Origin of the sequence: Streptomyces apricus, assembly GCF_008369065.1 — a bacterium.
Taxonomy (GTDB): Bacteria; Actinomycetota; Actinomycetes; order Streptomycetales; family Streptomycetaceae; genus Streptomyces; species Streptomyces apricus.
Genome location: NZ_VDFC01000064.1, coordinates 1 through 10,917, shown reverse-complemented (window position 1 = coordinate 10,917; position 10,917 = coordinate 1). Strand labels below are relative to the sequence as shown.

The following is a 10,917-nucleotide window of genomic DNA, read 5'->3' as shown; positions in this document are numbered from 1 at the left end:
CCGAACGCACCGAACGCACCGGCCCGACCGAACGCACCGACAACCCCCCACCCCCACGCTGGTTCCGCACCCCGAGACGAGTTGGAGCACCCATGCCCCAGCACGTGCCTTCGTCGTTGCGCGCCGCCTTCCCCAGCTCCGCGCAGCGACACCCGGCGCTCCCCCCACAGCCGCGCCGCATCGTCTTCCTCGCCCGCCGCGACTTCGGCAACGAAGCGGCGGGCGGCAGTGAACTCCTCGTCGACAGACTCGCCGAGGGACTGACCCACCTGGGCCACCAGGTCACCCTGCTGTGCGGCGGCCCCGCGTCCTACCGCGACTACCGCGTCGTGTCGGCCGGCGGCGACCTCGGCCACTACCTGCGTGCCAGGTCGACGTTCCAGCGCCAGGTCGGCGACTGCGACCTGCTCGTCGAGGTCTGCAACGGCATGCCGTACCTGGCACCGCTGTGGCACCGCGGACCGACCCTGTGCCTCGTCAACCACGTGCACACCGACCTGTGGCGGATGCGGTTCGGCGGACCGCTGGCGCCCGCCGCCCGGCTCGGACGAAGACTCGAACACTGGGCGCTGGCGGGCGCGCGGCGCCACGGCCTGCTGGTCGCCGTCTCCCCGTCGACGGCGCAGGCCCTGCGCGCGCTCGGGGTCGAGCGCGAGCGCATCCGGATCGTGCACAACGGCGTCGAGGAGCCCGGCCCGCCCGCCGCACGCTCACCGGAGCCGCTGTTCCTGGCCATGGGACGGCTCGTCGAGTACAAACGCATCGACCTGCTGCTGCGCCTGTGGGAACGGGTCCGCCCGGTCACCGGCGGCCGCCTGGTGATCGTCGGCGACGGCCCCGAGCGCGCCCGCCTGCAGCGCCTCGCGGGCCCCGGGGTCGAGTTCACCGGGCACGTCTCGGAGGCCGAGAAGCACCGTCTGCTCTGCGCCGCCTGGCTGCTGCTGCACCCCTCCGCCGTGGAGGGGTGGGGCCTGGTGGTCACGGAGGCGGCCGCCCGCGGGACCCCGGCTGTCGCCTTCGACGTACCCGGTCTGCGCGACTCGGTCGTGGACGGCGAGACGGGCCTGCTGGCCCGCGGCGAGTCCTCGTTCGCCGCGGCCTGGTGCACCCTGGCCCTGTCCGCCGAGCGCCGCGCCCTGCTGGGCCGGGCGGCCGGAGAGCGCGCCGCCCGGTACCGCTGGAGCCGGACGGTACGCCAGTTCCGGGCGGTGGCCGCCGAGGCGGTGAGGGGCTGGACGCCATGATCCCCCGGCGCAGGTCCGCCCGGCGCCGCCCCTCCCGGCAGGAGGCGCCCCGGCCGCAGCCCCCTCGGCGAAGAGCCACCGGCCCCGGGCCCGGCACCGGCCTGCGGGATCCCTCGCTGCGCCGCTCCCTCGCGCTCTTCCGCGCCTTCCGCCACGAGCAGGACGACCCCGAGGCCTGCTATTCGCTGCTCGCCCGCGACGCCGCCGACCAGATCGAGGCGTACGACGGTCCGGTACGCGGCCGGACCGTGGTGGACGTGGGCGGCGGGGGCGGCTACTTCACCGAGGAGTTCCGGCGGCGCGGCGCGCACGGCCACCTCTTCGAGCCCGACGTGCGCGAGCTGGGCCCCGCGCCGCCGCCGGGGTCCGTGGTCGCCGACGGGTACCTGCTGCCGCTCGCGGACGGGGTGGCCGACGTCTGCTTCTCCTCCAACGTCCTGGAACACGTCGCCGACCCGCAGACCTTCCTCAGCGAGCTGGTCCGCGTCACCCGGCCCGGCGGGCTGATCTACGTGTCGTTCACCAACTGGCTGTCCCCGTGGGGCGGTCACGAGTGGGCGCCCTGGCACTACCTCGGCGCCGAACGGGCCCGCGCCCGCTACCGGCGCCGTACCGGCCGGCCCGCCAAGCACACCCTCGGCGAGAACCTCTTCGCCGTGCACATCGGCCCCACCCTGCGGCAGGTGCGCGCCCGCGACGACGTCCTGGTCGTCTCGGCGCGCTCCCGCTACTGGCCGTTCCTCGCCCAGGCCGTCGCCCGGACGCCGGGACTGCGCGAGTTCGCCACCTGGAACCTCCTCCTCATCCTCCGGCGGTGTCCATGACCAGCACGGTCCAGGCCCCTCCCCCCCCGGACCCCGGCCCCGAGCGGGGGCCCCGGTCGAAGCGGTGGCTGCTGGGGTTCTGGGCCGTGGTCCTCGTGCTGTTCCTGGCCGTGGACCCGGGCCGGCAGACCTTCGACACCAAACTCGGTGTGGCGCTCGACCCCGGCCGGTTCCTCTCCGACCTCGGCCAGCTCTGGCACGACCAGGGCGGTTTCGGCGGCATCGCGGACCAGTACGTCGGCTACGCCTTCCCGATGCTGCCGTACTACTGGCTGACGGACCTGATCCAGCTGCCGGTGTGGCTGGCCGAGCGGCTGTGGATGTCGCTGATCGTGTCGGTCGCCTTCTGGGGCGCGCTGCGGCTCGCGGAGCGGCTGGGCGTCGGCAGTCCCTCGTCCCGGCTGCTCGGCGCGGTGGTGTACGCGCTGTGGCCGGTGTTCACGATCGTCGTCGGCTCGACCTCGGCCGCCGCGCTCCCGGGCGCCTTCCTGCCGTGGGTGCTGCTCCCCCTGACGGACGACCGGTACGGCGCCCGGGTCGCCGCCCTGCGCTCGGCGCTGGTCGTCCCCTTCATGGGCGGGGTCAACGCGGCCTCGACGCTGGCCTCGCTGCTGCCGGTCGGCCTGTACCTGCTCTCCCGTCCGCGCGGTCCGCGGCAGCGCGCCCTGATCGCCTGGTGGGTGCCGGGGGTGCTGCTGGCCACGGCCTGGTGGGTCGTACCGCTGCTGCTGCTCGGCGTCTACGGCGAGAACTTCTTGCCGTACGTGGAGAGCGCGCGGACCACCACGGACACCATGTCGGCGACGGAGTCCCTGCGCGGCGCCGGCAACTGGGTCGCCTACCTGCACTTCAACGAGGCCTGGCTGCCGGCCGGCTGGACCGTGACGTCCTCGGCGGTCGCCGTCGTCTCCTCGGCGCTGGCCGCGGGCCTGGGTCTGGCCGGACTGGCCCGCCGGGACGTGCCCGAGCGGCGCTGGCTGGTGCTGACCGTGCTGACCGCGGCGCTCATCACCCTGGCCGGGTACGGCGGTTCGTTCGGCGCGCCCTTCCACGGGACGGTCCAGGACTGGCTGGACGGCTGGCTCGCCCCCTTCCGCAACATCTACAAGTTCCAGACCGGGCTCGCCCTCGCGCTGGCCCTCGGGCTCGCCCATCTGGTCGGCGTCGCCGCCCGCGCCCAGGGGGCCCGGCCGGTGCGCGGGCGCCGCTACGCGCCCCTGGTCGCCGCCATCCTCGTCCTGCCCGGGCTCGCCTGGCCGTACCTCAACGGGTCGATCCTGCAGCCGGGTTCGTTCCGGGAGCTGCCGAAGTACTGGGAGGCGACGGCGGACTGGCTGGAGAAGTACTCGCCGGACTCCCGCGCCCTGGTCGTGCCCGCCACCGCGCACGGCCTCTACGCCTGGGGCTCCCCCGTCGACCAGCCCCTCGACGTGCTCGCCGAATCCCGCTGGGCCCAGCGGGACTACGTGCCGTTCGGCGCCCCCGGCAACCGGCGCGCGATGGACGCGGTCGAGCAGTCGCTGCAGACGGGGGCCGAAGTGCCTGGTCTCGCGGACTACTTGGCCCGGGCCGGCGTCCACTACGTCGTCGTGCGCAACGACCTCGACCCCGACCAGCTCGGCTACACGCCGACCGCGGTCGTGAAGCGGACCCTGGAGGAGTCGGGCTACCGGCGCACGAAGGGCCTCGGCCCGCTGATGACGGACGGACGCATCGCGCAGGACACGCCCGTCCAGGTGGAGGGGCTCTACCCGCGCCAGCGGGCCGTCGAGATCTACGAGCCGCCCGCCGGTGTGCCGCGGCCCGGCCAGGCGGGGCTGAAGTCCGTCGCCGACACGGCCGTCGTCTCGGGCGGGCCCGAGGCGCTGCTGCCGCTGTCCGCCGACCCCTCGCTGCGGGCCCGGGCGACCGTGCTGACCGGCGACGGCCACCCCGGTCTCGGCACCCCCGACCTCCAGGTGACGGGCGACGGGCTGCGGCGCGCCGACACCCGGTTCGGCCTGGTCGGCAGCAACACCTCGTACACGTACACCCGCGACGAACGCAACCACTCCGGCAGCCACCAGGACGCCGGTGAGGAGCCGCACCAGATCCTGCCGACGGACGGCATACGGCACCAGACGGTGGCCGAGCTGCGCGGGGCGCGCTCGGTGACCGCGTCGTCGAGCGGCAACTGGCTGTACTACCTGCCGCAGTACGACCCGGTGAACGCCTTCGACGGCGACCCCGACACCGCGTGGGCCGAGGGCGCGGTGGGCTCGGCGGACGGGCAGTGGCTGCGGATCGGCTTCACCGAGGAGACCGAGATCCCCTCGTCGATCCGGGTCACCCCGCTGCCGCAGCAGAGCGTGCGCTCGGCCCCGACCCGGGTGCGCGTGGAGACCGAACGCGGCTCGCGGACCAGTACGCTGCGGGCCGACGGCTCGCGGCAGCGCATCGAGGCGCCCGAGGGTCCGACGGAGTGGCTGAAGGTCACCGTCGTCGACTCGACCGCCCGGCACGCGGGGCTGTCCGGCGCGGGCTTCTCCGAGATCAGCGTCCCGGACGTCCAGGTGACCCGGCTGCTGCGGCTCCCGCGGGACGCCGAGGGCACCGACGCGGCCGCCGAGACGGTCTCCCTGCACCGGACCGCCGACCCGGGCAGCTTCTCGCCGACGGGCACGGAGGTCGGGCTGCACCGCCGCTGGACCTCGCGGTCGGCCGGCACGTACACGGTGGCGGCGAGCGCGGTCCCGGTGCCGGGCGGCGCGCTCGACGCGCTGCTGTACGACGTGGCGCCCGAGCAGCGCGAGCGCGTCACCGCGTCCGCGGGCTCGACCGCCCGCCTCGGCACCGGTCTCTCGCCGCGCAACCTCACCGACGGCGACCTGACCACCGCGTGGATCGCCGGCGACGACCCGACGGTGCGGCTGAGCTGGCCGGACAAGCAGGCGGTGGACGAGGTCGTGCTCGCCCCGGCCGGCGGGCTGTCCGCCCGGCCCACCGAGGTGAACATCAGCTCCCCGGACGGCGCGGCCGTCGCCGGCGTCGACGAGAACGGCCTCGTCCACTTCGGTCCGATCACCACGGACCGGCTCGACATCACGGTCACCGAGACGGCCCCGCTGACCGTCCACAACCCGCTCGCCGACGAGGACCTGCAGCTGCCGGTGGGCCTGACGGAGGCGTACGTCCCGGCCCTGACCGAGCGGTACCGCACCCCCCGGGCCGTCGCCTCGCGCCCCTTCGAGCTGCCCTGCGGGAAGGGCCCGACGCTGGCCGTCGACGACGAGCTGTACGAGACGAGCGCGAAGGGGACGGTCGGCGACCTCGTGGAGCGGCGGCCGGTCGAGCTGACGCTCTGCCAGGAGGGGCGCGCGGAGAAGAAGTTGTCCCTCGGCACCGGCAACCACCGGGTGGAGACGGGCGACGCGGGACCGCTGGCCGTCACCGACGTGACGCTGACCCGCGGCGAGCCCCGCACGCCCACCGCCCTGGAGCGTGAGCTGGGCATACGGGACTGGCTCGGCGACCGCCGCGAGGTGACCGTCGGCCCGGGCGCGGCCGCCTACCTGACGACGTACGAGAACTTCAACGACGGCTGGGAGGCCACGCTGAACGGCCGCAAGCTCGACCCGGTGCGGCTCGACGGCTGGCAGCAGGGCTGGCGGATCCCCGCGGACGCGGAGGGCACGGTCAAGCTCTCCTACGGGCCGTCCACGGTGTACGAGGCCGGGCTGATCGGCGGCGGGGTCGCGGTGCTGGCGCTCGCGGGCCTCGCCCTCTTCCGGCGCCACGCGCCCAACCCGGACGGGCCGTCGCCCGTACCACCTGCGCCGGGGCCGGTCCTCGGCGTGGTCGCGCTCACCCTGGTGGGGATCGTGATCGCCGGGTTCCTCGCGCTGCTGGTGCCGCTGCTGGCCCTGCTGGCCCGGCGGCGGCACGCCCTGCTCGTACCGCTCGCGTTCCTGGCGCTGGCGGGGGCGGGGGTCGCTGCCGCGACGGGCGCGGGTGAGCCGGTGGCCGACGGCGCAGGCCCGTTCGGCCGCACGGCCCAACTACTGGCCCTGCTGGGCCTGTTCGCGGCCCTGGTGACGCTGGGCGGCCCGCCGTACGGCCCCCGGCACCCCGTCGGTGCCGCACCACACCCAGCCCCCGACGGCCCACCGCCGGGCCCTGGTGGCCCACCGCCAGGGGGCCCGGGTGACCCGCACGGCGGTCCACCGCCGCCACCACCGGCCTCCGAGGCCCCGACGGCACCCTTGCCACAACGGCTCCGGGAGGAACCGCGGGGCCCTGCGACGCCGGGAGCGCCCGGCGGGACCGGCGCCTCCGGCGGATCGGGCGGGCCAGGGGCTTCCGGCGCGCCCGGAGGGGCCGGGTCATCCGGCCCGCCCGGAGGGGCCGGGGCATCCGGCGGGCCCGGCGGTCGGAGGACCCGGCGGGCCCGGTGCAAGCGGCGGGTCCGGTGCGCCCGGCGCGCCCGGCGGGCCCGGGGCTCCCGGAGCCCCAGGCGCCCCGCCCTCGCCCTTCGTCCCGGTGGCGCGGCCGCCGGGACCCGTCGGGCCGATCGTGTCGGCCCGGGGGCCCGGGACGCCGGAGGCCGATCCGCCCACCGTGCGGATGCCCCTGCGCAAGCCTGGGACCGGGGACGCGGAAGCCGCTCCGCCCGAGGACCGCAAGGGCGGCGGGGGCGGGGACAGGCGTCGGGAGGACGAGGAGGGCGGACCGACATGACCGCGCTGCACCATCCCGCACGGGACGGCACGGACGGGCCCGCGGGGCCGCCCGTCCGCATCCCGTTCCCCGTGGTGGACGAGGTCGCCCGGCACTGCCTCCAGGAGGAGGAGCCGGAGACCGTCCACATCGAGGTCCACCTCCCCGGCCGCCTCGACCCGGACCGGCTGCGCGCGGCGTTCGCCGGGGCCCTGCGGCGCCACCCCCGCATCCTGATGCGGGAGGCGGCCCGCCCCTGGTACGGGCGGCGCTACGAGTGGGAGCTGACCCCCGAGGCCGACGTGGAGGCGGTCCTGTTCCCGGCGCCGGACCGCGACGCGCTCAAGCACGCCCGGGACCGGGCCCTGCGCGACGCCCCGCCGCTGTCGGCGTCGCCGCCGATCCGCCTGGAGGTCGTCCGCGTCCCGGAGGGCCCCGGCGCCGACGGCACCCACGGCACGGTCCTGTTCCTCACCATCAACCACACCGCCCTCGACGGCCCGGCCTGTCTGCGGGTCCTCGCGACCGCCGCGGAGCTGTACGGCGGCCGGGACAACTCCCCGGCCGCGCCCCCGACCCGCACCACGGCCGAGGCCCCGCGCGCCGCGGACACCCCCTCCACCTGGGCGCCGCCGGCCCGGGTCGCGCACGGGACGCCGGAGCCCCCGGACCACCACGGCAACGGGATGCTGGTCGCCGAGCTGAGCGTCCCGCGCCGGCCCAGGGGCGCCCCGTACACCGTGAACGACCAGCTGATGGCCGCCACCGCGCTGACGATCGCGCACTGGAACCGCGAGCACGGCGCGCGCCCGCGCCCCCTGCGCATCACGATGCCGGTGGACGACCGCTCGCGCGCCGCGGACATGCCGATCGGCAACGGCACCCGCCTCGTCGAGGTCCCCTTCGCCCCCGGCGAGCTGTCCGGGAGGACGGACCCCTCCGGCATGGCCGCCCTGCTGCGCCGCACCGCGGACCGCACCCGCGCCCTCAAGGCGCAGCCCCGTCCCCAACTGGGCCACGGTGCATCCCTGCTGACGGCACCCGTGGTCCCCGTGGCGTGGCGGGCGGCGTTCACCCGGGGCCTGCGCAGGGCCGCGGGCCCCTGGACGTCGACCACCCTGCTGAGCAACATCGGCCGCGTCCCGTACGCCCTCGACTTCGGCGAGGGCGCGGGGCGGGCGCACGCGGTGTGGTTCTCGGCACCGGCCCGCATGCCGCGCGGGCTGACGGTGACGACGGCCTCCACCGCGGGCCGCCTGCACGTGGCGTTCCGCTGGTCCCGCGCCCTGCTGAGCCACGGCGACGGCAGCCACCTGCGCGACCTCTTCGAGCACTACCTGCACGCGACGGAACACGCCTCCGAACACCCCCCGGAGCCCGGCGCACGACCTGATGCGGGGCCCGGCGCCGGGAGCGCCCCATGACCACGGCCGCGCCCCGCGGCGCCCCGCACGGGCTGCGGGACTTCTACGAGGACCCGGCCGTCCCGGTCGCCTCCGGCACGCCCCGCAGCCTGCGCCAGGCCCGGATGCTCGCCGCCGCGCTCGGCCCGGCCGCCTCCGGCGCGCGCACGGTCCTCGACATCGGCTGCGGCGACGGCACCGCCGCGGCCACCGCGGCGCCGGTCCTCGCCGGCCACCGCATCGTCGGCGTCGACTGGTCCCAGGACGCCCTCGCCCGCGCCCGTACCCGGATCCCGTACGCGGTGCGCGGCGAACTCACCGACGGCGGGCTGCCGTTCAGGTCCGCCTGCGCCGACGCCGTCCTGTTCAGCGAGGTCGTCGAGCACCTCGTCGACCCGGACGCGGCGCTCGACGAGATCCGCCGGATCCTCCGCCCGGGAGGCCACCTCATGCTCTCCACCCCGAACCTGGCCGCCTGGTACAACCGCGCGCTGCTCCTCGCCGGTGTCCAGCCCGTCTTCTCCGAGGTGAGCCTGCGCGCGATCCACGGCCGCCCCGGCAAGGAGGTGGTGGGCCACCTGCGGCTCTGCACGGCCCGCGCGCTGCGGGAGTTCGTCGCCGCGTCGGGCTTCGAGGTCGTACGGCTGCGGGGCGCGCCCTTCCACGGCGTGCCGCGCCCGCTGCGTCCGCTGGACCGGCTGGCGTGCCGCATCCCGTCGATGGCCTCGATCCTCCTGCTGCACGCACGCAGGACGTAGCTCGTGCAGGGGGCATGAACCATGTGGTGGGGAGTGGCCGCGGCCCTGGTGGCGAACCTGCTCTACAGCGCCGGCTTCGTGCTGGAGAAGAGAGCTCTCGCGGCACTGCCCGAGGTGAGCGTGCGCCGGCCGGCCCGTCTGCTGCGGCTGGTCCTCGGCAGCCCGCTGTGGATCGGCGGGTCGCTGGCCCTCGCGTCGGGCTTCGGCGCGCAGCTCGTCGTCTACCGCACCCTGCCGATCGCCGCCGCGCAGGGCATCTTCGTCTCCGGCCTGGTCATCCTCGTCCTGCTCTCGTCGGTGCTGCTCGGCGAGGAGACCTCGGGCCGCGAACGGTACGCGCTCGCGGCGATCCTGCTCGCGCTCCTCATGGTGGTGCTCTCCCTGAAGGAGGGCTCCGACACGGTCGGCCGCGACGCCCCGGCCCCGCTGATCCTGCTGGTCTGCGTACCGTCGCTCGCACTGGGCGTCTGGCTGTACGGGTCCGCCGAGCGCCGGGCCCGCCACCGGCACCGCATGCCGACGACGGGCGTCGAGTACGGCGTGGCGGTGGGCCTGCTGTACGGGGTCAGCTCGCTGGCCGTCAAGGGCGTGTCGAGCCACCTCACCGCGGACGGGCCCGGCGGCGCGCTGCTCGGTCTGCTGCGCTCCCCGTACCCGTACCTCCTGCTGTTCACCGGCGCGTTCGGCCTGGTCATGTCGCAGGCGGCGCTGCAGCGCTGCCGGGCCTCGCTGATCGTGCCGGTCTGCACGACGGTGACCTGCCTGTTCACGGCGGTGCTCGGCACGCTCGCCTTCGGCGAGGCGCTGCCCGGCGACCCGCTGCGGCTGGCGCTGCGCACCGGCGGTACGGCGCTGGCGGTCGGCGTCCTGCTCGTGATGCCCCGGCACGACGGACCGCCGGAGCCACCACCCCCCTCGTCCGAAAGGGAGTTACCGACCCATGAACCCCGACGACCCGCTGCTGAAGATCCTGGCGTGCCCGCTGGACAAGGGACCGCTGCTCCTCCTGGAAAGGGAGACGAGGAGCGCCGGGGAGGGGGAACCGGGAGAACCTGAGGGAGTCCTCTACAACCCGCGGCTGCGCCGCCGCTACCCGATCGTGGACGGCATCCCGCAGCTCCTGCCGTCCTCCGGCGAGCAGGTGACGGACGACGAGCACGAGAGGCTGCTGCTGCGCGCCGGCGGCTCGCGGGCGCCGGAGAGGCCGGCCCCATGACCCTGGCAGCCCGGCTGGCCCCGTTCGTGCCGGTGCGGCTGGTCGCCGCCGCCGCCCGGTCCGTCTATCCGCGCTTCGAGCCCGAGCTGGCCCGGCTCGGCGACCTCTGCCCGCCCGGCTGCGGCACCGCGGTCGACGTGGGCGGCTGGTACGGGCCCTGGACCCGCCGTCTGGCGGGCCGGGCCCGCCGGGTGGTGACGGTCGAGCCGGTCCCGCGCCTGGCCCGGCTGCTCAGCGCCGCGACCCCCGGCAACGTCCGGGTCGTCCACGCGGCGGCGAGCGACCGCTCCGGCACGGCCCGTCTCTGGCTGCCGCCCGGCGACCGGGGCGAGCGGGGCGTCTCCTCGCTCGTGCGGCGGGACATCCACGCCCGCGCCCTGGACGTCCGCTGCCTCACCCTGGACAGCCTGGACCTGCGCGACGTGGGCTTCGTCAAGATCGACGTCGACGGCGGTGAACTCGCCGTGCTGCGCGGCGCGGAGACCCTGCTGGCCCGGGACCGGCCGGCCCTGTTCATCGAGCTGGAGGCCCGCATCCAGCCGGTCGGCCCGGTGGTCTCCCACCTCGCCGAACGCGGCTACGCGGGCTGGGTGCTGCCCGGCGCCACCTGGCTGCCGCTGTCCTCGTTCGACCTGGAGGCCCACCAGGCGCGCACCGCGCACGTGGTCGCGCAGGGCCTGCTGCGCAGGGTGCTGTCCTTCCGGAGCCGGGGGTACGTCCGGTACGTGAACTCGGTGCTCTTCCTCCCCGACGGCCGCCGCCCGGGCGGACCGCACG

General features: G+C 76.0%; 7 protein-coding genes and 1 pseudogene. All 8 read left to right on the top strand.

Annotated features, from left to right (window positions below):
• Positions 1-92 precede the first annotated feature (92 nt).
• Complete coding sequence (locus tag FGF04_RS33005) at positions 93-1,244, top strand: glycosyltransferase family 4 protein (protein ID WP_149515066.1); 1,152 nt, start codon at positions 93-95, stop codon at positions 1,242-1,244.
• A complete protein-coding gene (locus FGF04_RS33000; protein WP_408055700.1) occupies positions 1,241-2,068 on the top strand; it encodes a class I SAM-dependent methyltransferase in 828 nt (275 codons plus the stop codon). The genes FGF04_RS33005 and FGF04_RS33000 overlap by 4 nt, the downstream gene beginning before the upstream one ends.
• Positions 2,065-6,147: pseudogene (locus FGF04_RS32995) on the top strand (alpha-(1->3)-arabinofuranosyltransferase); the annotation flags it as partial. The gene FGF04_RS33000 and the pseudogene FGF04_RS32995, both read left to right, overlap by 4 nt.
• Before the next feature lie 633 nt (positions 6,148-6,780).
• Positions 6,781-8,187 carry a condensation protein gene (locus FGF04_RS32990; protein ID WP_235882621.1) on the top strand — a complete coding sequence of 469 codons (1,407 nt, stop codon included), beginning with the start codon at positions 6,781-6,783 and terminating at the stop codon, positions 8,185-8,187.
• Positions 8,184-8,924 carry a class I SAM-dependent methyltransferase gene (locus FGF04_RS32985; RefSeq protein WP_149515065.1) on the top strand — a complete coding sequence of 247 codons (741 nt, stop codon included), beginning with the start codon at positions 8,184-8,186 and terminating at the stop codon, positions 8,922-8,924. The genes FGF04_RS32990 and FGF04_RS32985 overlap by 4 nt, the downstream gene beginning before the upstream one ends.
• Before the next feature lie 21 nt (positions 8,925-8,945).
• Entirely contained in the window at positions 8,946-9,980 is a 1,035-nt protein-coding gene (locus FGF04_RS32980; RefSeq protein WP_188114334.1) for a hypothetical protein, read from the top strand.
• Positions 9,865-10,140 (top strand): Trm112 family protein, encoded by a 276-nt coding sequence (locus tag FGF04_RS32975; RefSeq protein WP_149515064.1) that lies wholly within the window; start codon positions 9,865-9,867, stop codon positions 10,138-10,140. Before FGF04_RS32980 ends, FGF04_RS32975 begins: the two co-directional genes overlap by 116 nt.
• Positions 10,137-10,917: FkbM family methyltransferase (locus FGF04_RS32970; RefSeq protein WP_149515063.1), on the top strand; the 781-nt coding region annotated here is incomplete at its 3' end. The genes FGF04_RS32975 and FGF04_RS32970, both read left to right, overlap by 4 nt.

Bases quoted from the DNA above. Each gene is read 5' to 3' on its own strand.
- FGF04_RS33005 (WP_149515066.1), top strand. From the start codon at position 93: ATGCCCCAGCACGTGCCTTCGTCGTTGCGCGCCGCCTTCCCCAGCTCC.
- FGF04_RS33000 (WP_408055700.1), top strand. From the start codon at position 1,241: ATGATCCCCCGGCGCAGGTCCGCCCGGCGCCGCCCCTCCCGGCAGGAG.
- FGF04_RS32990 (WP_235882621.1), top strand. From the start codon at position 6,781: ATGACCGCGCTGCACCATCCCGCACGGGACGGCACGGACGGGCCCGCG.
- FGF04_RS32985 (WP_149515065.1), top strand. From the start codon at position 8,184: ATGACCACGGCCGCGCCCCGCGGCGCCCCGCACGGGCTGCGGGACTTC.
- FGF04_RS32980 (WP_188114334.1), top strand. From the start codon at position 8,946: ATGTGGTGGGGAGTGGCCGCGGCCCTGGTGGCGAACCTGCTCTACAGC.
- FGF04_RS32975 (WP_149515064.1), top strand. From the start codon at position 9,865: ATGAACCCCGACGACCCGCTGCTGAAGATCCTGGCGTGCCCGCTGGAC.